This is a genomic window from Oceanobacillus sp. Castelsardo (assembly GCF_001659985.1).
GTDB lineage: Bacteria > Bacillota > Bacilli > Bacillales > Amphibacillaceae > Oceanobacillus.
The window spans coordinates 141,454-165,399 of record NZ_LYCS01000003.1 but is presented as its reverse complement, the minus strand read 5'-3'; the positions used below and the strand labels follow the sequence as shown (position 1 = coordinate 165,399).

Genomic DNA, 23,946 nt, shown 5'->3' with positions numbered 1-23,946 from the left:
CCTTCTTTTTTCAATTCACTAGGGTCTTGTGAATAAATGAGTTTACTATAAAACTATTAAAAATGAACTTCCGTAGATACGCCGTTTTCTTCGATGATTTCTGTTGGTTCATCTGTTGACTTCACAACCCCAAACGTTCCGACTGACAATATAACTAATACAAACAGTCCGAATAAAACCTTACGCATTCTAGTTGCCCTCCATCAAATGTTCTACATGTATTATAATAGAAATGCAGTGAATAAACCACAGGGAAATCTTTCATATTCTAATATATTTTTTCATTAGGCACTATTTTAATAGTCTTTTAAATTGTTTAAATAAATTTCCTTCATTCATGAAAATGTAAGCGTTCCATGAATATAATGAAATAAGGAGGCAATACAATGGCAACTAAATCATTAAGGTCATTTTTGGAAAACGGTTTGACTCATTTGAAAGAAAATGGGCTTTATAATGAAATTGAAACGGTTCATGGAGCGAATGGCCCAATGATAACCATTGGTAGTAAAAACTTCATCAATTTATCATCTAATAACTATTTAGGACTTGCAACAGACGCTCGATTAAAAAAGGTAGCCCACGAAGCTATAGATTCCCACGGGGTTGGGTCTGGTTCTGTACGAACAATTAATGGTACATTGGATCTTCACGATAAATTAGAAAATAAGTTAGCTGCATTTAAAGGGACAGAAGCCGCGATTGCCTATCAATCAGGTTTTAATTGTAATATGGCAGCTATTTCTGCTGTAATGGATAAACAGGATGTTATTTTTTCTGATGCTTTAAATCATGCATCTATCATTGATGGATGCCGACTGTCAAAGGCTACAATTATCCGGTATGGGCATTCCGATATGGATGACTTAAGAAAAAAGGCGATCGATGCAATTTCTTCAGGAAAATATAAGAAAATGATGGTCATTACAGATGGTGTTTTTTCTATGGATGGAGACATCGCGAAATTACCTGATATGGTAGAAATTGCTGAAGAGCTAGATTTAATAACCTATGTAGATGATGCACATGGGTCTGGTGTCACAGGAAATGGCTATGGCACTGTAAAACAATTTGGTTTGGAGGATAAAATTGACTTTCAAGTAGGGACACTTTCCAAGGCGATTGGCGTTGTTGGTGGATACGTCGCTGGCAAAAGAACCTTAGTTGATTGGTTGAAAGTATGCTCCCGTCCGTTTTTGTTCTCGACAGCTTTATCCCCAGCAGATATAGCAGCTAGTTTAAAAGCGATTGAATTATTAATGGACTCAAAGGAGTTAAACCAAAAGCTTTGCGAGAATGGTAATTACTTGAAACAAGGACTTGAGAAGTTAGGTTATAACATAGGCACAAGTGAAACACCGATAACACCTTGTATAATCGGTGATGAAAAGGAAACACAGCAGTTTAGTAAGCGGCTATACGACGAAGGGGTTTATGCTAAATCAATTGTCTTTCCTACCGTACCAAAAGGAACAGGGAGAATTCGCAACATGCCAACTTCGGCACATACGAAAGAAATGCTTGATCAAACTTTAGCAGTATACGAAAAGGTCGGAAAGGAAATGGGAATGATTAAGGAATCTTTGTAAAGTAAGGAGGGTCCAATATGAAGCGAATTTTAATTACTGGTGCGCTCGGTCAAATCGGCTCCGAACTTGTAGAACAATTACGAATGATTTATGGGATTTCCAATGTGATTGCGGCAGATATTCGAGACTCTCCGGTAGCACGAGAGGAAGGTCCATTTGAAAAGATGGATGTAATCGATGGAAAAGAGTTTTCGACTATTGCTAAAAGGCATAACGTGGATACAATCATCCATTTAGCTTCTATACTATCAGCAAAGGCAGAATCAATTCCAATAAAGTCATGGAAAATCAATATGTCAGGTTTGCTTAATGGATTAGAAATCGCTCGAGAAATGAAACTCCAATTTTTTACCCCAAGCTCTATTGCAGCATTTGGTCATTCCACTCCAAAAGAAAACACACCTCAAGTTACCATTCAACGGCCAGCAACCATGTATGGCATTAATAAAACAGCAGGCGAATTACTATGTGATTATTATTTTAAAAAGTATGGGATTGATACAAGGGGAATTCGTCTCCCTGGAATTATTTCTCATCATGAACCTGGTGGAGGGACGACGGACTATGCAGTAGAAATATATAAAGCCGCATTTAAAAAAGGCAGGTATACATCATATCTTGAAAAAGGGACGACACTAGACATGATGTATATCCCAGATGCACTAGATGCCATTATACAACTAATGGAAATAGACACTAGTAAACTAATCAATCGAAACGCCTACAATATCTCCTCATTTTCAGCAGCACCAGAGGACTTCGCACAAGCAATCCGTAAACATATTCCTCATTTTCAACTTGATTATAAAATAGACCCAATCCGACAAAACATAGCAGATAGCTGGCCAAATCGATTAGACTGTATAGCAGCCATAAAGGAATGGGGATTCCAACCGAAGTATGATTTGGAAATGACAACGGAAGCTATGTTTCGGAAAATGAAGGAGAAGTAGAAAGCGAGTATGCTAGTCCTGGATAGAGAAGTGTGTTTATCTTGTGCACAAAAGTAATCAAACAAAAAGCACTCCCAAATCACCGGGGAGTGCTCCAAATTAACCTGCATACATTTCTTTAAGTTGTTTCTGTAATTTCTTATCTTGTACGTACTCATCATAACTCATTTCTTTATCAATCAAGCCGTTTGGTGTAATTTCAATCAAACGGTTCGCAATACTATTAACAAACTGATGGTCATGAGAAGTAAATAGGATGGAACCTTTAAATTTCATTAAACCATTATTTAGAGATGTAATCGATTCAAGATCCAAGTGGTTTGTCGGTTCATCCATAATTAGCACATTTGCATGAGATAACATCATTTTAGAAAGCATACAGCGAACTTTTTCCCCACCAGATAGGACATTTGCCTTTTTCAAGGCTTGTTCTCCAGAGAACAACATTCTTCCCAAGAATCCACGCAGGAATGTTTCTGTTTCATCTTCAGGAGAAAATTGACGAAGCCAGTCAACTAACGAGAGATCACTGTTTTCAAAGAACTCCGAGTTATCTTTAGGGAAGTAGGATTGTGAAGTCGTTATCCCCCATTTAAAGCTTCCCGCATCAGGTTCCATTTCACCCATTAAAATCTTAAATAGAGTTGTTTTAGCTATGTCATCTGGACCAACAAAAGCAACTTTATCATCCTTATTAATAGTAAAGCTTACATTATCTAATACTTTCTTACCGCCAATCGTTTTGGTTAATCCTTCCACACGTAATAAATCATTACCAATCTCTCTTTCAGGAGAAAATGCGATGTAAGGATATTTACGAGAAGATGGTTTAATATCATCTAAAGTAATATTATCTAATAACTTTTTACGTGAAGTTGCTTGTTTTGATTTAGATGCATTTGCACTAAAACGAGCAATAAAGGCTTGTAGTTCTTTAATCTGATCTTCCTTTTTCTTATTCGCTTCTTGTGCCATCTTAGATGCTAATTGACTAGACTCATACCAAAAATCATAGTTTCCAATGAAAATTTGGATTTTACCATAGTCAACATCAGCAATGTGCGTACACACTTTATTTAAAAAGTGGCGATCGTGAGACACGACGATAACTGTATTTTCAAAGTTAATTAGAAATTCCTCTAACCATTGAATTGCTTGAATATCAAGACCGTTCGTAGGCTCGTCCAATAGTAGAATATCAGGGTTACCAAATAGTGTTTGAGCAAGCAATACTTTAACCTTATCATCTTCAGGAAGTTCTGCCATCGTCATCATATGAAGAGATTCATCAATACCAAGACCTTTTAATAGAACTGCAGCATCGGATTCAGCTTCCCAACCGTTCATTTCAGCAAATTCACCCTCTAGTTCTGCAGCACGCATCCCGTCCTCTTCGGTGAAGTCGCCCTTCATATAAATGGCATCTTTCTCTTGTTTCACTTTATATAAACGCTCATGTCCCATTAATACCGTATCTAATACTTGATGTTCTTCAAACGCAAAGTGATCCTGTTTTAGAACAGCAAGACGTTCTCCTGGAGTTAGAGATACATTTCCTGTTTGTGGCTCGATTTCACCAGATAAAATCTTTAGGAATGTAGATTTACCTGCACCGTTCGCACCAATTACACCATAACAATTTCCGGGAGTGAATTTTAGATTTACATCTTCAAATAACTTCTTATCACCATATCGTAAACTTACATTCGTAACCGTAATCATGTAACTAAACTGCCTCCAATAAAAAAAGTAATCAAAGTTAGCTTACGTCATTTCACTAGATACGTCAATGAAAAGTAACATTTATTATACAACAGCCGTAAAATAACTATTGAAAAATATAAATAAAAATGTAATATTAAAAAAAGCAGAAGTTCTCTAGATCTTAAAAAGTGTTCATCCCTTAAGGTATTCCGAATAAACTCATGAGAAGAGGGAAAGTCATGGAAGAGAAAGTGATATATTTACTGTTTACGAATACGGGTACCTTATTAGCGAGAGTTATTCGATTGTTTACCGGTCAATCGTTAAACCATGTATCTATCTGTTTTGATCATAAATTAATGGAAGTTTATAGTTTTGGACGGAAAAAAGTGAGAAATCCTTTTATTGGTGGGTTTGTGAAGGAAGATGTTCGTTGTGGCTTTCTTAGAAAGTCAGAATGTGAGATTTATCAATTTACTATAGAGGATTTAGAATATAATCGTATTTTGGAACGAATTCGTGAGGTTGAAGCGAGAAAAGATGCTTATAAATACAATTTTCTTGGATTATTTGGGGTTCTTTTCCAATTGGAATTAAAGCGCAGAAATGCTTTTTTCTGCTCCCAATTTATTGCTACCTTATTAAACGAAGTAAAACAAATTCAATTTTCAAAGTCTATTTGCTTTGTGAAGCCAGAAGATATACGTAAATTAGAAGGTCTTCAGTTAATATATAAGGGGATTCTAGAAAGTTATTATAAAGAGGAAATAGAAGAAGAAAAGCAACTTCAACGTTCTTTTCTACCATTCTACTTATCTAAAAAGCTAAAACACTTTAAAATAGCGAAGGGCTGATTTTCCTTCGCTATTTTAAAATTTCAATCTGCCTAAATAATATTCATTAATATAATTCGTCTATTCCTAACGTTTTGTATGGAATTTGTATACGAAAAGCCAAATTATTAGCTTCTAAATCGATACGCTCAACGGACACATTAAAATTACTTTTGAGCTCGATATCCGTTACAGCAACATATACTTCCTCTTCTTTTGGATTAATGGAGACCCACTCAGGCATATCTAAATATTTCTTCATATATTCCATTATTTTTTGATTTGGTAATTCCAATAAACCGATTGAAATGGAACGTTGCTTCAATATAATATCGCCGTTTTTTTGAACGAATGGTTCTAAATGAACAGAAAGGGGAACCGTTGTATTAAAAACGGGCAGTTCCCCCATTAAATGAACATCATCTTCCAGTAGGATGCGGTATTGATGTCGTGAATTATTAAGCACTTGCTCAAGATAGGCATTAATCAATGCATTGAGATTTTGCTTCGTCGTTCGAACGACAAACTCCGAGCTTTCATTTAGAGTAGTCTCTGAATTTGGTTTTGGATTGGATTCGGATACAGGCCAAAAAATAAGAATAAGAAAAGCTATGAGGATGAGCATATTGAAACTTAGTAAACTGTAAAAAAGTTTTTTCCACTTATTTTTTTCTGTTTTTGTCCCCTTTTGAGTAATCATGTTTCTCAACTCTCTTCACTCATAATGTCATTTGATATATAATCCAATACCCGTTTAGCAATTTTGTGATAACCAAGATAATTCGGATGAAAGTTATCTTCCGCAAATAAATTTGTATTTGTGTCATGGAACAAATCTATGGTTGGGATAAACATAACATTATCATTCTTTTCAGCAATACTTTCTGTTGTGCTATTATATGTTTCCACTATAGTGTTTAATTCTTCAATGTCCTGAAAATACTTTTCAAACGGATTATAGAAACCAACGAGGTAAATTTCAGCATTTCCATTTAAATCCCTTATCTTATTTACGATTTGTCTGAGGTTCTGTTCGTAATATATCCTTTGCTCAATAAAATCGTTAAGTTTTAGGTTCATGATATTCTCTTTCGCAACTTGCATAATATCGTTTGCCCCAATCGTAATAAGGACAATATCTGCCTTTTTTATAGAGGAGCGAATTTCCCTTTCATCTAATCGCTTCAGTAGTTGATTAGAGCGGTTTCCTCGCTTTCCGTAGTTTTCAAATTTAGCTACTTCGCCATTTTCATTAATCGTCCGCTCTAATACTCCAACATACCCACCTTGATTTGTCACATCGCCAACACCTTGTGTTAAGGAGTCCCCAATTGCTACAACCCGTGTTTGATTGGACAGGAAGAAGTTCAACGTGGTTTCAAGTACTTCTGAAATCCGCTCGGGAAAAGGCTTATCATCTTGAAGAGGCGCCTGTTCGTTAGATGTCTGTTCTTCTTCGGCGTCTTCCTTTTCTAAAGGGGTATCTGTCTGCTCTTTTGCATCCGTGAGTTCTTCCTCTTGGTTTGCTTCTATTTGACTTTTAAAGGTTGGCTGGCCAGCTGGTGAATGTTGTTCATTTAAGAAAAAAATAAATAGGACAGCTAAAAGTAATATAATTCCTATCATAATAAAATACTTACGTTTCATGTCATCACACCTAAGTTGTTTACTTTATTTTATGGTAGTGTGAGTCGTTTGACCACAAAAATCTTATTGAATGTTAATTATAACATGCTATAAGATTTCTATACCCTTATATTTTATTCAATAACATGGGATTTAAACAAGTAAGAGAAAAAGACTTTTATTATTGTACTGTAGCAAATGACAATTTCAAAAATATGCTAAATTTACGTTACATTGGAATAAAGATTTCAACCAAGGGGAAAGTAATCACGGCTTATATTTGCCGAAATTAGCATGAACTCGACCGAGAGGGGCTTCGTCACGGCATACTATTGCGGTAAATAGTGTGAACTCAACCGAGAGAGGCTTCGTCACGGCATACTATTGCCGAAAATAGCATGAACTCAACCGAGAGAGGCTTCATCACGGCATACTATTGCGGAAAATAGCATGAACTCGACCGAGAGAGGCTTCATCACGGCATACTATTGCGGAAAATAGATAAAGTCCATATAATTGTGTAAAAAGAAAGGTCATCTTTCATGACCCATGTTACAATGTTTTCGACCAAGAAAATAAAACATGGAGGTATGAAAAGATGACCCAGATTAATATTACTATAAATTTGGAAGACCTAAAAGAGAAAGTTGAAAATAGTTCTCTAGAATCCCCTGTAAAATCTTCCCTGGCCTTAATTTTGAATTCATTAATGGAAAAGGAAAGGGACGAATATATTAATGCTCTCTCTCATGAAAGAACTAGTAATCGCAAAGGGTATCGGAATGGTTACTATGAACGTGAGTTAATCACAGGTGCTGGCTCACTTAAATTAAAAGTCCCTCGTACGAGAGATGGGGAATTTTCACCGACAGCCTTTAAGAGATACGAGCGATATGACCAGGCATTAATCATATCCATGATGGAGATGGTTATTAATGGCGTCTCAACGCGTAAAGTATCTAATATCGTAGAGGAGTTGTGTGGAAAGAAAGTTTCGAAGTCCTTTGTGTCAGAAATTACGAAGGCACTGGATCCAATTGTTAATGAGTGGAAAAGTCGACCACTGAATGTCTATTACTACCCCTATATTTACGTAGATGCTATGTATATCAAGGTTCGAGAAGGTAGGCGTGTGGTTTCCAAAGGGGTTTATATTGCTTGTGGTGTAAATGAAAGAGGGTACAGGGAAATCATTGGCTTGAAAATTGATCATAAAGAATCTAAGGAATGCTGGTCTAGCTTTTTCGAGTACCTAAAATCTCGTGGTATTCATTCACCAAAAATGATTATCTCTGATGCTCATGCTGGTTTAGTTAAAGCTATTAAACAAACATTTTTAGGTACTTCTTGGCAAAGATGTGCAGTTCATTTTTTACGAAATATCATTGATACGATGCCTAAAAAGAATATGGAAGAAGTCAAGGATGATCTTAAGGCTATTTTCAGAACATCCAAACGTAAGCATGCCAATGAACTAAAGGAACGTTTTATGGATAAATACCAAAATACAAAAAGCCTTGAAAAGGCGATAAAATTGTTAGATTCAGGGTTTGAAGATGTGATGCAATACCATGCCCACCCACTAAAATATCATAAACATTTGAGAACTACTAATATGTTAGAACGTGTAAATAGGGAAATACGCAGAAGAGAAAAGGTAATTTCTATCTTTCCAAATGATCAATCAGCTATTCGAATAATCGGTTCTGTACTTATGAACATTGATAAGGATTGGGAGAATAAACAATACTTTAAGAATTATGACAAATACGAAGACGATTAGGAGCTTTACTCGAATAACGCCACCATTGACTTTACTTTTATCCGTGTTAGTGGTGCTGTCAAAGGATGGCTAAAAAACACCCTTTACGGGGCATCCTTCTCTAAATTGTAACACGGATAAATCGATTCTAAGCATCTGCTGGCGGGGCCCCGTCCCCTTCCAGCAAATACTAAGAATCGGGCGCTACAGTCAACGGCAAGCAGCATAGCTGTGGCTTGATCTGGTACTTAGATTTCACTTTAATAATATTTTGGTCGGAAATGTACTTTTACACACAAATATGGACTTGACTGGAAAATAACATGAACTCGACCGTGAGGGTGTCTGTCACGGCATACTATTGCGGAAATTAGCATGAACTCAACCGAGAGAGGCACTGTCACGGCATACTATTACGGGAAATAGTGTGAACTCGACCGAGAGAGGCACTGTCACGGCATACTATTGCAGTAAATAGTGTGAACTCGACCGAGAGCAGCTTCGTCACGGCATACTATTGCAGTAAATAGTGTGAACTCAACCGAGAGCAGAGTTAAGTGGAAAAAACAGACCAGTATTATATAATTCCACGTCATTCTACATATATTTGCTAAATACCCCAAAATAAAACAAAAATAACAGAGCATATCAGTTGATATGCTCTGTTATTTTTGTTGTGCCTTTATGTGATGTTTATCTACGCCGCGTTACTAAAACTCCCGCCTCTACAGGTGGGAGATAAGTGCCGCCAAGCTTCGAAATAAGGGCGACTAAGGTTTCAGGTGGAGTTAAAACCCCGCCTGAACCAAGTCTTCATTATGGTGAGCTATCTTGTATTAAACAAGAGCCGCTCCTGCTACATTTCCTCTTAAACGATTTACTTCATCGTACGGATTTTTACCAGTTACTACAGTAATGCCATTTGCTTTTTTAGTGGAATCAAATGATCCTGCATCTTCAATCCAAAGAATTTTCACTTGTTTATTCGCAAGTTCTTCAATGGAAGAAGCTGATAAGGATGCGCCTTTAACCCATACAGCGTCTACTTCATTTGGAATCTCTGTTAAGTTGTTAATAGGAATAATTTGAAATCCGAGTTTTTGTAATTTTATCGCTGCTTCACTGTTAGATACAGTTGTTGCGATTACTTTCTTTCTAATTCCACCATTACGGTCAAATGGGGAAGAAAGTAACCATTTAATTGCATCCTCTTCTGTCTCTTTAATTACTGGGGATACTCCAGTAGCTTTTGCAATGGCTTGATCCAGGTCTTTTAAGATGTCATCTGTTGATTCAAGGCCAATAGATAGACGAACAAGTTCTTCGGTTGTACCGCTCTTCTTCAAGTCCTCAGCACTTAATTGTTGGTGAGTAGTAGAAGCCGGATGGATAATTAGTGATTTCGCATCGCCAACGTTTGCAACGTGGGACAATAGTTTAATATTATCAATAAGTTTTCTTCCTGCTTCACGTCCACCTTTAATACCAAACGTAATGATGGAACCAAAGCTATCCTTCAAGTATTTCTTCGCTTTTTCATTAGAAGCGTGACTTTCAAGTCCTGGGTAGTTTACCCATTCAACAGCTGAATGATTGTTAAGGAATTCTGCAACTACTTGAGCATTTTCTGTATGTTTTTTAATACGTAAATGCAATGTTTCTAGACCTTGTAAAAATAGGAAAGCGCTTTGTGGACTTAAGCATGCACCGATATCACGCAATAATTGGACACGTAATTTAGTAATAAATGCTGCAGGTCCAAGCTCAGCATATTTGATACCATTGTAGCTTTCATCTGGTTCTGTAAATCCTGGGAATTTTCCATTACCCCAGTCAAAACGTCCACCATCTACAACGACTCCACCAATTGTAGTTCCATGACCACCAATCCATTTTGTTGCAGAATGTACAACGATATCTGCCCCCCATGAAATTGGCTTCGTTACATATGGTGTTGCAAATGTATTATCAATAATTAATGGAATTCCATTTTCATGAGCAATTTCCGCGATGGTTTCTACATCAAATACTTGTAGACTAGGGTTGGTAATAATTTCACCAAAAACTGCTTTTGTTTTTTCATTAATAGCAGCTCTTACAGCTTCTGGGTTAGTTCCATCCACAAATTTAACTGTAATACCATATCGTGGAAGAGTATTAGCAAATAGATTATATGTACCACCATATAAATTGCTGTCTGCCACAATCTCGTCCCCAGCTCCTGCAATATTCAAAATAGCCATTGTAATAGCCGCCATTCCTGATGATAGGGATAGGGCACCAACGCCATCTTCTAATGCAGCAATACGTTGTTCAAACGCATCTAATGTTGGATTCATAATTCGAGAGTAAATATTACCTGGCTCCGCTAATCCGAATAGATTTTGCGCATGCTCTGTATCACGGAAAACATAAGAAGTAGTTTGATAGATTGGAACTGCACGTGAGCCAGTTGTTGGATCCACCTCTTGACCTGCATGAAGTAATAGTGTTTCAGGATTTTGTAAATCGAAATTAGACATAGATAATTCCTCCTTGAAATTAAATGTTTGATTTGTATTTTTTCTATTCCAAATCTGGGGAAGAAGAGATGAAAAAAAGCCCTCTTCCTAAGAAGAGGGCTTCTATTTATACAAATAGCCGGTCCTCCTCTTATCTTCCAGATCATGTGACCTGTAGGATTTGGCACCGTAGAAAAGTAAGTATTCCTCACTTTTAGGTTGCCGGGCTTCAAAGGGCCTATTCCCTCCACCGCTCTTGATAAGAGATTCATTGATTAATGCTTAGTATAATAGTCAGAATTGTATTTGTCAACACATTTTGAAAAAATAAATAATTTTAAATAGCTGTTATTCTGATTATTGTACTTGTTTTACTTTTCCAGGCTTATGCCTCTTTTTCGAAGGCTTCATATGGGAACCCATATAAATAACTAAAGCGGACCAAATAAATAAAAAGGCGATAAGGTGGGAAAAAGTAAATTCCTCATTAAACAAAAATACTCCCATCATTAACATAAGTGTTGGAGCAATATATTGTAAAATTCCGACCATTGCTAGAGGGATATACTTTGCTCCACTACCGAATAAGAGAAGCGGAATGGCTGTTACAACGCCAGCCCCAATGAATAACCAATTTGTCGTGGTTAAAGCATTCCCCATTTGAAAATGATGTTGTGGTAAAAAGCTAATGTAAATGAGTGCAATTGGGGTTATAATTGCGGTCTCAATTGCAAGTCCGAACATAGCGTTTAAATTCATTTTCTTTTTTAATAATCCATAAAATGCAAAGGTTACTGCCAAAACGAGGGAAACCCAGGGGAATACTCCAAGGCTAAACGTTAAGTATAGAACACCAATACTAGCAAGGATAAAGGAGACATTCTGACTAGTTGATGATTTTTCCTTGAGCACGATGATCCCTAATAAAATACTAATAAGTGGATTAATATAATATCCAAGACTAACTTGAACGACATTCTCTCCATTTACTGCCCAAATAAATACAAGCCAGTTCACGCTAATAAAGAGCGTGGCTAATGTAATACGAAATAAACCTTTTTTGTTATGTAAAATTTCCTTGCATGTTTTCATGAAAGGGTTCCACTTTCCTACGAATAGGATAAGGAGAATCATAAATACAAAAGACCATAAAATTCGTTGGGCTAAAATTTCCCCGGAAGGCACATGATCTAATGCCCTCCAGTAGAGAGGGATTAATCCCCATAACAAGTAGGCGATTGCGGTATTCATCATTCCTGTCTTTTCTTGATTATTCATTTCACACCGCCTAAATATTTATTATTGTAAAAATTCACTTAAATGTATTGTAGTTCCAAACCCAAAATTTAGCAATAGACCTGCTTAAAATAGTGAATTTTTACTCATTCAATGTTACCTAGGTCAATGCATATATATAACTATGGGAAAGGGGATGAGAGTGGATGGGAAAGAAATATAAACATATGGAAACAGCTATTATTCACGATGGTTATGATGATAAAGAAATGTTAGGAAGCTTGGCACCACCAATTTTTCAAACCTCTACGTTCACATTCGATTCGGCAGAACAAGGGGAGCGGCGTTTTTCTGGGGAAGAGGAAGGGTATATATATTCCAGGTTAGGTAATCCTACTGTAACGATTTTGGAAAAAAAGATAGCTACATTAGAAAATGGAGAGCGAGGTTTAGCATTTGGTTCGGGAATGGCAGCAGTTTCGGCTATATTAATCGCCTTAACAAAAGCAAATGACCATGTTTTATGCTCCTCGGGTTTATATGGTTGTACTTTTGGTCTTTTAGCTATGATGAAAGAAAAGTATAACATCGAAGTTGACTTTTCTAGTATGGATACTGAAGAAGAGATCCGCTCCAAAATAAAACCGGAAACAGCAGTTATTTATATTGAAACTCCAATTAATCCAACAATGCGTTTAGTAGATTTGGAAATGGTTTCAAAGGTTGCTAAAGAATTGGATATTCCTGTAGTTGTTGATAACACTTTTTCGACTCCTTATTTGCAGAAACCCCTTGATCTAGGCTGTGATATTGTCATCCATAGTGCAACGAAATATATTGGAGGCCATGGGGATGTAATAGCGGGTCTAGTAGTTGGCAAGAAGGAATTTCTTGATAAAGTTGCATTAACTACATTAAAGGATATTGGTGGGGTTATGTCTCCATTTGATGCTTGGCTCTTAATTCGCGGTCTAAAAACACTCCCTTTACGTATGGATCGTCATTGCGAAAATGCAGAAAAAATAATGGAACAGCTCAAAAGTCATCCGAAAGTGGATAAAGTATTTTATCCCCATGAGACGATGAATCCTGACTTTAACATTGGTAAGAAGCAAATGAAAAAAGGCGGAGGGATGGTTTCCTTTGAAATAAAGGGGAACAAAAAGGAAGCACAACAGTTCCTTAATAGTTTATCGGTTATAAAAATTGCAGTTAGTCTAGGTGATGCGGAAACACTTATCCAGCATCCAGCAACGATGACCCATGCAGTAGTACCTAAGGAATCTCGCGAAAAGATGGGAATTACAGATCAACTCATTCGATTATCGGTTGGATTAGAAGCTTGGCAAGATATTTGGGAAGATTTAAAACAAGCATTGGATCAGTTGGAATAGCTTTTTTCATCCGCATTTCGGATCAAAAAAAAGAAAGGGATTCGGAATGCGGATGCTTATATGGAATATGAAACAATTTCAATGGAATACTAAACTTTAATACATAGTTCATAAAGGATATAAAAGTTAGTTAAAAATGGGAAAAGAAAGTATAATATTGGTATATTATTCCTAAAGGATGGGGGAGAAACAATGGGAATACTGACATCGTTATTTGGATTTATCATCATAATGAACATTATATTAGGTATTTCTATTGTATTTCTTGAAAGGAAAAATCCACCTTCGACTTGGGCTTGGTTAATGGTATTGTTATTTATTCCGATTTTAGGCTTTGCTCTATATTTAGTTTTTGGCCGTTCCTTATATCGTAAGCGGATTTTTACTTGGGATAGAAAAACTTGGGTAGAATTCAAGAAGAATGTAAAAGATCAGATGGAGGTTTTTCATAACTATCAGTTTCGGTTTAATAATCCAGAGATGCAGGAGTATTCCGATATTGTCTACTTACATCTAAGAAACGATGAGGCAGTTTTTACCCAGGACAATGATATTCAAATTTTCACAGATGGAAAAGAAAAGTTTGAATCATTAATAGCAGATTTGGAGCGAGCAGAAGATCACATCCATCTCCAATATTATATATTACGTAATGACGAGCTGGGACAAAGAATTGCTAGAACATTAATAAAGAAAGCAAAGCAAGGAGTAGAAGTACGTCTACTATATGACGATATGGGGTCTCGTTCATTAAGTAAAAAATTCCTTCAGAAGCTTCGGAAGGAAGGGGTTCAGATTGAAGCATTTTTCCCTTCTACCTTCTTTAAAATAAATTTAGAAATTAATTACCGAAACCATCGGAAATTAGCCATTATTGATGGGAAGATAGGCTATATTGGTGGATTTAATATTGGTGATGAATACCTTGGGAAAAAGAAAAAATTTGGTTATTGGCGTGATACCCATTTACGAGTTAAAGGGCATGCGGTTAATAGTATGCAAACAAGATTTGTATTAGATTGGAATCATGCGTCAAGACAAGATATTTTATATGATGAACGTTATTATAATGCATTATCTAGCGGCAATGTAGGAATGCAAATTGTTTCGAGTGGCCCAGATTCCGAACTGGAACAAATTAAGTATGGCTATATTAAAATGATTTTATCAGCAAAGGAATATATTTACATTCAAACACCGTATTTTATTCCTGACGATAGTCTTTTGGATGCATTAAGAATTGCGGCGTTTTCTGGTGTGAAGGTTAGGTTAATGATCCCGAACAAACCAGATCATCCATTCGTTTATTGGGCAACACTTTCCTATTCTGGAGAATTACTAACTGCGGGTGCGGAAGTGTATATTTACCAAAATGGTTTTCTCCATGCCAAGACAATCGTAGTTGATGGAAAGATAGCCTCCGTAGGTACAGCGAATATTGATGTACGAAGTTTCCAACTTAATTTTGAAGCGAATGCATTTATTTATGACCAAGAAATCTCCAAGCAATTAGTGGATGCCTTTAATCACGACATTAAATTATCTACGCAGATGACAGAAAAGCTATATAGTAAACGTACGATAGGAATTCGATTTAAGGAGTCGATTTCTCGTTTAATCTCACCAGTACTATAGGAGGATTTATAAAAATGGATTTGAAAGCAAAAGCCTGTTCAGAATCAAGGGCAATAAAAACATCGCTAGTACTTCCGCCAGATACAAATAATCATGGAACCCTTTTTGGTGGGAAGTTATTGGCACATATTGATGAAGTTTCATCTATCGCTGCATTAAAACATGCAAGAAAACATGTGGTAACTGCATCAATGGATTCCGTGGATTTCCTATCTCCAGTAACGCTAGGACAGACAATTACCATCGAGGCATTTGTTACATATGCACATCGGACGTCGATGGAGATTTTTGTGAAAGTAATTACAGAAAATGTCTTAACGAGTGAAGAAAGAGTTTGTAACACTGCTTTTTTAACTTTTGTTGCATTGGACGAGAATGGAAAACCTGGGTTAGTGCCACCCGTTTATCCAGAAACAGAACAAGAGAAAGCACTACATGAAGCGGCTATGGAGCGCGCAGTACAACGTAAAGAAAGAAGAAATCGTTCGAAAGAGTTTGCGAAGAAGTTTGGTTTTTAAAAAAAGGTTGTTTTCTAAAAGATTGTTGTTTTTGAAGTAGACTTAAGGCGTATATTACCTTACTAGCAGCCCGAATACACGTAGACTCTTGGGGGAGGAAAGACATCGGTGAGACCACGAGTGCGTCAGCGCGAGGGGGCTCAACAGCCGCCCTTGGAAAGCGAAGTGTATTCGGGCTGCGGGTGGAATCAGCAACAAACTATGCGAAAACAGCCTTAAAAAAAGGTTATGAAGTGACCGTTTGAAATAAGGACGGTCACTATAAATGGACAAAGGTTTAAATATATAAAAGCTAAAATAACGCTTGAATATAATTCCAAGCGTTTTGGTATGGAAAATGAATAGCTGTTAGGGCATTAGTCTATTAGATAGAACGCCAAATTTTCTATGATTTTGGTTCAACTTCCTCATGGGTTATAAAACCTTCCGCCCAATTTTGGATTTCTATAATAACAGGTTCCAACGCTTTTCCTTTATCTGATAAACTATATTCAATCCGTACAGGAAATTCAGAGTAAATATTACGGTCAACAATTCCTTCTTTTTCAAGCATCTTTAAACGATCAGAGAGCAATCTTCCACTTATAGGCAAATCAGCTTCCATCTCTGAAAATCGCTTCGGCCCTTCCAATAAATCAAATAAAATAAGCCCAACCCAGCGTTTGCTAAGAAGTCCCATTGCTTTTTCAAATCGTGGACATAATTTATTCATTCTGATCACCTCGCTTTAATCGTACATCAAATATCTATTAATTACTAAAAGTAACTTAATGTAATTTTAACAAATTCTAGCCGATGAGTAAAGGACTCAGGTAGAACTTAATAAGGGATGAAGAAGGTATTTCGCATGAAAAAGTGGAATAATAGTAGTGGTAAAACTATTTAATTGGAGGGGAAAAGATGGTAGACCATCAATCACTTGAAAAATATGCAGAATTGGCATTGAAAACTGGAGTCAATTTACAGCCTAATCAAGCATTAATGATTAATGCACCAATTGAAGGGGCAGATTTTACAAAATTAGTTGCAAAGAAGGCGTACGAATTAGGTGCAAAGGATGTACATATTAACTGGTCAGATGACGAGTTAACATTATTAAAATACGAGAATGCTCCAGATGAAGTTATCGGTTCATTCCCGGAATGGCGAGTCATGCTTCATGATATGTATGCTGAGGATGGCGCTGCTGTTTTAAGTATTCGTTCTACCGATCCAGATTTGCTTCAAAATATTGATCCAAAGCGAGTGGCAATGGCGAATAAAGCAGCTGGAGAGGCTATGAAGAATTTTCGCAAATATACGATGAATGATAAAATACCGTGGTCGATTATTTCCATCCCATCAGGAGATTGGGCACAAAAAATATTTCCAGAACAAACCAAAGAGGAAGCAATCGAAAGTCTTTGGGATGCTATTTTGAAAATTGTCCGTGTAGATCAAGACGATCCAGTTGCAGCATGGGATGCGCATAATCAAACGTTAAAGGAAAAGAGAGAGGAACTAAACGAAAAGAATTATAAGAAGTTAATTTTTAAGGCCCCGGGGACCAATTTAGAAATGGAGCTTCCAGAAGGTCATATATGGAAGGGTGGATCTGCTGAAGCGGAAACGGGCGTAACGTTTAACCCAAATATGCCAACAGAAGAAGTGTTCTCAATGCCACATAAATATGGCGTGAATGGAACGGTTTCAAGTACGAAACCATTAAACTACGGTGGAAGTGTGATCGATCGTTTTAGTTTAACGTTTAAAGATGGTAAAGTAGTTGACTTCCAAGCGGAGCAGGGAGAAGAAGTATTAAAACATCTGTTAGATTCAGATGAGGGGGCACGTCAGTTAGGCGAAGTAGCTTTGGTGCCACATGAATCACCGGTTTCTAAGTCGGGACTTATTTTCTATAACACGTTATTTGATGAAAATGCATCTTGTCATATCGCGCTTGGAAAGGCCTACCCAACGAATATAGAAAATGGCTCTTCCATGTCTGAAGAAGGACTAGACAAACATGGTGTCAATGATAGTCTCATTCATGTGGATTTCATGATAGGATCGGAGGAATTGGATATTGACGGGGTTAAGCAAGATGGAACAGTAGAACCAATCTTTAGAAATGGTACGTGGGCATAAATGGATAGTAGGCACAAGGGAGAGGCATTTCCCTTGTGTCTTTCTTTTTTTGAGGGGAGTATGCCTGTGAAGAGTAGAGAGATTCCTCTATTCGGTTGTTTTTGGGCACATATCCGCCTAATGAGTGCCGGAACAGGCGCAAATTAATTTAATACCGCAACTCATCCGCGTAATGAGTGCCGGAACAGCCGCAAATTAATTAAGTTCCGCAACTCATCTGCGTGATGAGTGCCGGAACAGGCGCAAATTAATTAAATACCGCAACTCATCTGCGTAATGAGTGCCGGAACAGGCGCAAATTAATTAAATACCGCAACTCATCTGCGTTATGAGTCCCCGTTTGAAATTGATATGCAAGAACCCGTCACTCATAGTTGGACGAAAGGCAAAAAAAGGCTATCGCCCATAATCTTTAGGCGACAACCTTTCGTTCACATCAAGTCATTTTTAACGAGCACTGCTTTTATCATTGTATAACTATATTCTTCAGGTAAAGCATCTTTCAACGGTTTAAGTTTTTCCTCGGAAATTTCACCACGAGCTTCCAGAACCGTTCTCTCTTCTTCTTCATTAAAAAAGATGTCCCAAGCGATAGGATGCCCATCTTTAAATGCTTTAAAAATATGATTTTCGATTGTTTGATTAGACATATCGCGTATAGCTGCGATGTCTTTTAGTGATTTTCCGGATTGAAACATTTGGTAACTAATAAGATGACTTGGTCGGTCATCTCCAGGTTGTTTCTTTGCTTTCGGCCTTGGTTTAGTATCTGTAATACGAACTCTTTCTTTAACATCTGGATGGTCCGCTCTCCATTGTTGAATAACTTCTAAAAAGGCTTCCCCATATTGCTCGAATTTCTTTTCACCGATCCCTTTAATAGCAAGCATGTCTTCTTTTGTTGTTGGGAAATAACGACTTAACTCTTTTAAAGTTGCATCTGAAAACAGGATATATGGTGGAATGCCTTCTTCATCCGCGATTTCTTTACGAAGCGTGCGAAGACTTGCAAATAAATCTTCAAAGTAATCCGCTTCCTCATTACTAGGAATGGTTGGTACAAACATCCAAACACTTTCTTTCCCTTTCAAAACATCAACAGACTTTTGATTCAGTTTTAGAGTTGGATATTTACCTTCTTCTGTTGCTAGCATTCGTTCTGCAATAAGGAGTTGAATCTGCTCTGTAATTTCCTTTTCGGTATAGTTAGACAGGAGACCATAAGTAGTTAATTTATTCAATCCAAACTCATAAATCTTCTTATCTTTGGATCCTTTTAATACTTTTGCAGTCATTGTAACTCCAAAACGTTCACCCATTCGTTTGACACAAGAAAGAATTTTTTGTGCTTCTTCTGTAATGTCCGTCTTTTCTTGCCCCTGTATACAATTGCTACATCGGTCACAACCTGTCTCTGATGGATCATCATCGAAATAATTTAATATAAAATCTTGAAGGCAGCTATGGGTGTGGCAATAGTTCATCATTTCTTGTAATTTTCGATATTCATTTTGTTTCGCAGACTCGTCCATCAGAGATTGCTCGATTAAGAATTTCTGCAATTGTACATCCTGCGGGGAGAAAAGCAAAATACAATCGCTCGGCTCTCCATCTCGGCCGGCTCTACCGGCTTCTTGATAATACGATTCAATATTCATTGGCATCGCATAATGAATGACGTAGCGAACGTTCGACTTATCAATCCCCATCCCAAAAGCATTGGTGGCGATCATGACATTCGTTTCATCGTGAATGAAGGAGTTTTGTGCTTCCTTTTTTTCATTGTCCGACATTCCGGCATGATATTTAGCGACAGATAGCCCGAGTCGTGAAAGCTGTTCATATAAACTATCAGCCTGCTTACGGGTAGCTGTATAAATAATCCCAGACTCTTCCTTATGTTCGTTTAAAAATGAACGAATATAGCTGGTTCTTTCTTTCCCTTTAACAACATGAAAGGCTAAATTGTCCCGTGCGAATCCAGTATTTATAACATGATCGATATGTAAAAGATTCTGAATATCATGAATAACCTCTTCAGTAGCGGTAGCTGTAAGTGCTACAAATACAGGAATATTAGAAATTTGTTTTAGTGTACTTACGATAGATCTATAGCTTGGTCTAAAGTCATGGCCCCATTGGGAAATACAGTGGGCTTCATCAAACGCAACAAGAGCAATTTGGATTCGATTCATGATGTTAACAAATTGGCCGGATTCAAATCGCTCAGGCGCAACATAAACGAATTTATATCGACCTTGAATGACGTTATTCAATCGTTGTTGCTGTTCGGATGGAGAAAGGGAACTATTAATAAAAGTAGCGGGGATACCGTATGAGTTTAGGGCATCCACCTGGTCTTTCATGAGTGATATTAATGGAGAAATAATGATAGCTGTTCCATCCATAGATAATCCGGGGATTTGATAGCATAAAGACTTTCCGCCACCTGTTGGCATGACTGCAAGAGTATTATTTCGTTGTAAAACATGCTCAATAGTTTCCTTTTGACCAGGTCGGAATGATTCATAACCGAAATACGTCTGTAAAATTTTTTTCTCTTTAGTAAGCATGAAACAATCCTCCTTTTTCATATATCATAGTGTTATTCTTTTCGATTTTTATTAGCTAAATATATTCATGTTCTCATCTCTAACTTGATCGTAACCATTACAAACCTTCATACATAATTGACCGATTTTCATAATATTATCCTATCATAATTTATCATGAATTGGACTTTCAAAAAGAATTTTTCATTGAGGTTTGGAGAGAATAATATTTTAGTTGTTAAGAAAACCCCTCTTATCCTGGGGAGCCGAATACTTGACCTGCCGTAAAGATGTCCATCGGTGTAACTAGGTATTTGCCCAACCTAAAAGCGAATGATAATTTTCTAAGAAAAAAACGTTATATTCGTTTACAGAATTACCCCACATCTATAGAATGTCCTTATATACTTTTTGGTTAGGAGGGATGAGATGGGTCCTTCATTACTTCTGGAAATTGCCCTTATTGGTGTTTTAGGTATAGGTTCACAATGGCTTGCCTGGCGCTACAGAATGCCGGCAATTGTGATCATGTCCGTTACGGGTTTATTAGTAGGGCCGATTTTTGGAATTATTAATCCTGAGAAAGAGTTTGGAGATTTATATAGTCCTATTATTTCAGCTGCAGTCGCTTTAATATTATTTGAAGGTAGCTTGAATTTAAGTTTTAAAGAATTAAAGGGCATAGGAAAACCAATCTTTCGGATATCTACAATTGGGGCACTAATTGCTTGGATTTTAGGATCTTTAACAGCACATTATATTGCTGGATTGTCTTGGGCCGTTGCTTTTGTTATTGGTGGATTATTTATCGTTACTGGTCCCACGGTTATTATGCCGTTACTTCGCCAAGCAAAATTAAAGTCAAGACCAGCTAAAGTATTAAAATGGGAAGGAATTATTGTTGATCCTATTGGGGCATTAGTTGCTGTTTTTGCTTTCGAAATCATTACATTTATTACTGCAGAGAATCCAGATGGTACACAGCTTATCATGTTCTTCGCTGCATCCATTTTTGCCGTCATACTTGGTTGGGCACTTGGAAAAGGTTTAGGATGGGTGTTTGAAGAAGGACATATACCTGAATTTTTAAAGTCTCCTGCTGTTGTGGTTGTAGTTATTTTTTGTTTTACGGTAGCAGATCTCATCATGCACGAAACTGGTTTACTATCTGTTACTGCGATGGGAATCACGTTAGCGAACATGGGCATTAGCTCCATTTCAGATATGAGGCATTTTAAAGAAAATATTTCTGTATTACTCACATCCACCATTTTTATTATGCTAACTGCTTCTTTAGAGGTGGAAACATTATTACACATTTTCAGTCCTAATATTATTGGTTATGTTTTATTAATGATGTTTATCGTGAGACCTTTGTCTATATTTTTATCTACCATTGGAACCACGTTATCATTAAATGAGAAGATATTAGTTGGGTGGATTGCACCAAGGGGAATTGTTGCTTTAACTGTATCTAGTTACTTCGCTTCGGTTTTACTGGAGGCGGGGTTTGAAGATGCTTCTATTTTAACTACATTAACCTTTGCTCTCGTATTTTCAACTGTATTAGCGCATGGCTTTTCTATCGGTTGGCTTGCGAAAAAATTAGGTTTATCAGAAGAAGGAAAACCAGGAGCATTAATCATTGGTAGTAATCCATTTACAGTTCGATTAGCCGATTCATTAAAAAAATCAAATATACCGGTTATTATTGTCGATTCATCATGGGAACATTTAGGGCTTGCGAGAAAGGCTGGAGTTCCTTTCTATCGCGGAAATATGCTTTCTGAACAGACAGAGCATATGCTAAACACGATTCCGTATGATTATTTACTTGCAGTAACGGATGACCATGCATATAATTCCCTAATATGTACGACCTTCCTTCCTGAATATGGAAGGACAAATGTCTTTAAAATTAGTCCATATGATGTAGAAGATAATTCGAGTGGAGTTGTATCTAGAGTTGGAGGGAGAATCTTATTTGACAGGAAATTTCCAATCGAGATCCTTAATGAGAAAATAGAAAACGGCTTTGTATTCCGCAGAACGACTTTAACGGAGCAATATGGTCTGAAGCAATACTTAGATGAAAAAGATAGTTCAACAGTGTTTCTCTATTTAATTAAACCGAATGGAGCCTTGAAGTTTTTCTCTGAGGAAATGCGGACAGTCCCATCCACAGGGGACGTTATTGTCAGTCTGACCCCGCCACTTAAAGAAAAAGAAAAGATACAGGCGAAGTTAGACAAGGCGAGAGTACAATCGTAATATGTAAGTAGAACAGCTCGAATACACGAAGCCTATCATGGAAAGCAAGTTGTATTCGGGCTGTGAATTCACCATATTAATTATTCCAATTCATCTAACTGGCGATTAACTTCCGCTATTTCATCCTCTAGGCGTGCTAATTGATTTTGAGCCGATGATACTCTACCTTTTACATACTCCAATTTATCCAAATCGCTTTGAATACGAACATAATCCGATTTTAATTCCGCTAATTTTGCTTCAAGTTCTTTTTTGGTCATCGTCATCCATCCCCCTTACGTATAGTCTAGCTAAATCCCCTTTATAAAACAAGAAAGTAAGTTATAATGAGGCATATAGTACGTTTTCTAATCGGAGGTTTATGAATGAAAATTATATTTTCCTCTTCTATTAAGAATTACTTGGAGAAGGTCGAAGCCTTATTATTACGTAAAGAAGCTTCGAATAATTTAATGCTTGGATTATTAGAGTATTTTAAAACAACCATGACGAAAGATGTCTATTGTGGATATATAGAAGATGATGGAGAAGTGATATACGCTTTCATGCAAACCGCACCTAATAATTGGATATTAGCAGATGTGGATCATGTTGATAATCATCTATTTTCATATATAGCTAGTTTTTTCTATAAAAATGCAATTAAAGTGCCAGGCGTACTGGGACCCATTCATCATGTGGAATGCTTTGTCCAGGAATGGCTGAAGCATAAAAAGGTAAAGGCTTCTTTAAAAATGAACCAGTTGATTTATCAAATAAATGAGGTTCGGATTAAACCAAGTCCAAATGGTGAATTAGCAAAGGCAACAAAAACCGAGCATGAACTAATAAAAAGTTGGCTCATTCAATTTGGAAAAGAGACGAATGAAAAACCTATATCTGAAATTAAAGCTAGTCAGATGGCAACAAAATATATTGAGAATGGAAGTTTGTATTTATGGAAAGTGAATGGAAAGCACGTATCGATGGCTAACCAATCGAGGAGAACGAAAAATGGCGTATCCATTAATGCAGTATTTACCCCGGATGAATATAAACGAAATGGTTATGCGACAAATGTCGTAGCGGCGTTAAGCCAAAAGCTATTGGATAGTGGTTATCAATTTTGTAGCCTATATACAGATAAAGAGAACCCAACATCCAATAAAATTTATTCGAATATTGGGTACAATATAATAGGATCATCGGTTGTGTATGAGTTCAAATAGAAAGTGGGACAAAGGGACAGGTATGATGTGACCCCTA

The 23,946-nt window shown here is 36.9% G+C and carries 19 protein-coding genes and 1 riboswitch; of the genes, 10 read left to right on the top strand and 9 right to left on the bottom strand.

The genetic code is table 11. From position 1 onward, the window contains the following. Window positions 1-56: 56 nt before the first annotated feature. Window positions 57-188 (bottom strand): hypothetical protein, encoded by a 132-nt coding sequence (locus A9178_RS19490; RefSeq protein ID WP_255376716.1) that lies wholly within the window; start codon window positions 186-188, stop codon window positions 57-59. Between the two features lie 198 nt (window positions 189-386). On the opposite strand from A9178_RS19490, the gene A9178_RS07500 reads away from it, so the two are divergent. Further along, entirely contained in the window at window positions 387-1,589 is a 1,203-nt protein-coding gene (locus tag A9178_RS07500) for a glycine C-acetyltransferase (protein WP_068673944.1), read from the top strand. A 17-nt stretch (window positions 1,590-1,606) separates the two neighbouring features. Further along, a complete protein-coding gene (locus A9178_RS07495) occupies window positions 1,607-2,542 on the top strand; it encodes an NAD-dependent epimerase/dehydratase family protein (protein WP_068673942.1) in 936 nt (311 codons plus the stop codon). A 99-nt stretch (window positions 2,543-2,641) separates the two neighbouring features. Here A9178_RS07495 and A9178_RS07490 read toward each other — a convergent pair whose 3' ends face one another. Further along, complete coding sequence (locus A9178_RS07490; RefSeq protein ID WP_068673941.1) at window positions 2,642-4,264, bottom strand: ABC-F family ATP-binding cassette domain-containing protein; 1,623 nt, start codon at window positions 4,262-4,264, stop codon at window positions 2,642-2,644. 221 nt (window positions 4,265-4,485) lie between these two features. Between A9178_RS07490 and A9178_RS07485 the strand changes: the two genes are divergently transcribed. Next, the gene (locus A9178_RS07485; RefSeq protein WP_068673939.1) at window positions 4,486-5,100 is read left to right on the top strand and encodes a hypothetical protein; all 615 of its coding nucleotides are present in this window, start codon (window positions 4,486-4,488) and stop codon (window positions 5,098-5,100) included. A 46-nt stretch (window positions 5,101-5,146) separates the two neighbouring features. Here A9178_RS07485 and A9178_RS07480 read toward each other — a convergent pair whose 3' ends face one another. Both A9178_RS07480 and A9178_RS07475 read right to left on the bottom strand, forming a co-directional pair. Further along, on the bottom strand, window positions 5,147-5,779 hold the full coding sequence (locus A9178_RS07480) for a YpmS family protein (RefSeq protein ID WP_068673937.1): 633 nt from the start codon (window positions 5,777-5,779) through the stop codon (window positions 5,147-5,149). Window positions 5,780-5,784: 5 nt separating this feature from the next. Next, a complete protein-coding gene (locus A9178_RS07475) occupies window positions 5,785-6,726 on the bottom strand; it encodes an SGNH/GDSL hydrolase family protein (RefSeq protein WP_068673934.1) in 942 nt (313 codons plus the stop codon). A gap of 577 nt (window positions 6,727-7,303) precedes the next feature. Between A9178_RS07475 and A9178_RS07470 the strand changes: the two genes are divergently transcribed. Next, window positions 7,304-8,488, top strand: a complete 1,185-nt coding sequence (locus A9178_RS07470; RefSeq protein WP_068673896.1) for an IS256 family transposase — start codon at window positions 7,304-7,306, stop codon at window positions 8,486-8,488. A gap of 815 nt (window positions 8,489-9,303) precedes the next feature. On the opposite strand, the gene A9178_RS07465 is transcribed toward A9178_RS07470, so the two are convergent. Continuing rightward, a complete protein-coding gene (locus tag A9178_RS07465; RefSeq protein ID WP_068673932.1) occupies window positions 9,304-10,989 on the bottom strand; it encodes a PLP-dependent aspartate aminotransferase family protein in 1,686 nt (561 codons plus the stop codon). Window positions 10,990-11,116: 127 nt separating this feature from the next. Beyond that, a riboswitch (SAM riboswitch) is annotated at window positions 11,117-11,234 on the bottom strand. Window positions 11,235-11,325: 91 nt separating this feature from the next. Continuing rightward, the gene (gene rarD / locus A9178_RS07460) at window positions 11,326-12,246 is read right to left on the bottom strand and encodes an EamA family transporter RarD (protein WP_068673930.1); all 921 of its coding nucleotides are present in this window, start codon (window positions 12,244-12,246) and stop codon (window positions 11,326-11,328) included. Window positions 12,247-12,410: 164 nt separating this feature from the next. On the opposite strand from rarD, the gene megL reads away from it, so the two are divergent. From megL to A9178_RS07445, 3 genes are all read left to right on the top strand, one after another. Further along, window positions 12,411-13,598: a methionine gamma-lyase gene (gene megL / locus A9178_RS07455; RefSeq protein ID WP_068673928.1), complete on the top strand. Its 1,188-nt coding sequence runs from the start codon at window positions 12,411-12,413 to the stop codon at window positions 13,596-13,598. 192 nt (window positions 13,599-13,790) lie between these two features. Next, window positions 13,791-15,233: a cardiolipin synthase gene (cls, locus tag A9178_RS07450; protein ID WP_068673926.1), complete on the top strand. Its 1,443-nt coding sequence runs from the start codon at window positions 13,791-13,793 to the stop codon at window positions 15,231-15,233. A 20-nt stretch (window positions 15,234-15,253) separates the two neighbouring features. Next, a complete protein-coding gene (locus A9178_RS07445) occupies window positions 15,254-15,751 on the top strand; it encodes an acyl-CoA thioesterase (protein WP_082918138.1) in 498 nt (165 codons plus the stop codon). Between the two features lie 385 nt (window positions 15,752-16,136). On the opposite strand, the gene A9178_RS07440 is transcribed toward A9178_RS07445, so the two are convergent. Beyond that, window positions 16,137-16,463, bottom strand: a complete 327-nt coding sequence (locus A9178_RS07440; protein WP_068673923.1) for a winged helix-turn-helix transcriptional regulator — start codon at window positions 16,461-16,463, stop codon at window positions 16,137-16,139. A gap of 188 nt (window positions 16,464-16,651) precedes the next feature. Between A9178_RS07440 and A9178_RS07435 the strand changes: the two genes are divergently transcribed. Next, complete coding sequence (locus A9178_RS07435) at window positions 16,652-17,878, top strand: aminopeptidase (protein ID WP_068673921.1); 1,227 nt, start codon at window positions 16,652-16,654, stop codon at window positions 17,876-17,878. 431 nt (window positions 17,879-18,309) lie between these two features. On the opposite strand, the gene recQ is transcribed toward A9178_RS07435, so the two are convergent. Further along, window positions 18,310-20,451 carry a DNA helicase RecQ gene (recQ, locus tag A9178_RS07430; protein WP_068673920.1) on the bottom strand — a complete coding sequence of 714 codons (2,142 nt, stop codon included), beginning with the start codon at window positions 20,449-20,451 and terminating at the stop codon, window positions 18,310-18,312. A gap of 408 nt (window positions 20,452-20,859) precedes the next feature. Here recQ and A9178_RS07425 point away from each other — a divergent pair, with 408 nt between their 5' ends. After that, window positions 20,860-22,701 (top strand): cation:proton antiporter, encoded by a 1,842-nt coding sequence (locus tag A9178_RS07425; RefSeq protein WP_068673918.1) that lies wholly within the window; start codon window positions 20,860-20,862, stop codon window positions 22,699-22,701. Window positions 22,702-22,781: 80 nt separating this feature from the next. Here A9178_RS07425 and A9178_RS07420 read toward each other — a convergent pair whose 3' ends face one another. Continuing rightward, on the bottom strand, window positions 22,782-22,961 hold the full coding sequence (locus tag A9178_RS07420; RefSeq protein ID WP_068673916.1) for an SE1832 family protein: 180 nt from the start codon (window positions 22,959-22,961) through the stop codon (window positions 22,782-22,784). A 105-nt stretch (window positions 22,962-23,066) separates the two neighbouring features. Here A9178_RS07420 and A9178_RS07415 point away from each other — a divergent pair, with 105 nt between their 5' ends. After that, window positions 23,067-23,909: a GNAT family N-acetyltransferase gene (locus A9178_RS07415; protein ID WP_068673914.1), complete on the top strand. Its 843-nt coding sequence runs from the start codon at window positions 23,067-23,069 to the stop codon at window positions 23,907-23,909. Window positions 23,910-23,946: the final 37 nt, after the last annotated feature.

Bases quoted from the DNA above. Each gene is read 5' to 3' on its own strand.
- A9178_RS19490 (WP_255376716.1), bottom strand. From the start codon at position 188: ATGCGTAAGGTTTTATTCGGACTGTTTGTATTAGTTATATTGTCAGTC.
- A9178_RS07415 (WP_068673914.1), top strand. From the start codon at position 23,067: ATGAAAATTATATTTTCCTCTTCTATTAAGAATTACTTGGAGAAGGTC.
- A9178_RS07435 (WP_068673921.1), top strand. From the start codon at position 16,652: ATGGTAGACCATCAATCACTTGAAAAATATGCAGAATTGGCATTGAAA.
- A9178_RS07480 (WP_068673937.1), bottom strand. From the start codon at position 5,779: ATGATTACTCAAAAGGGGACAAAAACAGAAAAAAATAAGTGGAAAAAA.
- A9178_RS07440 (WP_068673923.1), bottom strand. From the start codon at position 16,463: ATGAATAAATTATGTCCACGATTTGAAAAAGCAATGGGACTTCTTAGC.
- rarD (WP_068673930.1), bottom strand. From the start codon at position 12,246: ATGAATAATCAAGAAAAGACAGGAATGATGAATACCGCAATCGCCTAC.
- A9178_RS07465 (WP_068673932.1), bottom strand. From the start codon at position 10,989: ATGTCTAATTTCGATTTACAAAATCCTGAAACACTATTACTTCATGCA.
- A9178_RS07425 (WP_068673918.1), top strand. From the start codon at position 20,860: ATGGGTCCTTCATTACTTCTGGAAATTGCCCTTATTGGTGTTTTAGGT.
- megL (WP_068673928.1), top strand. From the start codon at position 12,411: ATGGGAAAGAAATATAAACATATGGAAACAGCTATTATTCACGATGGT.
- A9178_RS07485 (WP_068673939.1), top strand. From the start codon at position 4,486: ATGGAAGAGAAAGTGATATATTTACTGTTTACGAATACGGGTACCTTA.
- recQ (WP_068673920.1), bottom strand. From the start codon at position 20,451: ATGCTTACTAAAGAGAAAAAAATTTTACAGACGTATTTCGGTTATGAA.
- cls (WP_068673926.1), top strand. From the start codon at position 13,791: ATGGGAATACTGACATCGTTATTTGGATTTATCATCATAATGAACATT.
- A9178_RS07495 (WP_068673942.1), top strand. From the start codon at position 1,607: ATGAAGCGAATTTTAATTACTGGTGCGCTCGGTCAAATCGGCTCCGAA.
- A9178_RS07470 (WP_068673896.1), top strand. From the start codon at position 7,304: ATGACCCAGATTAATATTACTATAAATTTGGAAGACCTAAAAGAGAAA.
- A9178_RS07500 (WP_068673944.1), top strand. From the start codon at position 387: ATGGCAACTAAATCATTAAGGTCATTTTTGGAAAACGGTTTGACTCAT.
- A9178_RS07475 (WP_068673934.1), bottom strand. From the start codon at position 6,726: ATGAAACGTAAGTATTTTATTATGATAGGAATTATATTACTTTTAGCT.
- A9178_RS07420 (WP_068673916.1), bottom strand. From the start codon at position 22,961: ATGACCAAAAAAGAACTTGAAGCAAAATTAGCGGAATTAAAATCGGAT.
- A9178_RS07490 (WP_068673941.1), bottom strand. From the start codon at position 4,264: ATGATTACGGTTACGAATGTAAGTTTACGATATGGTGATAAGAAGTTA.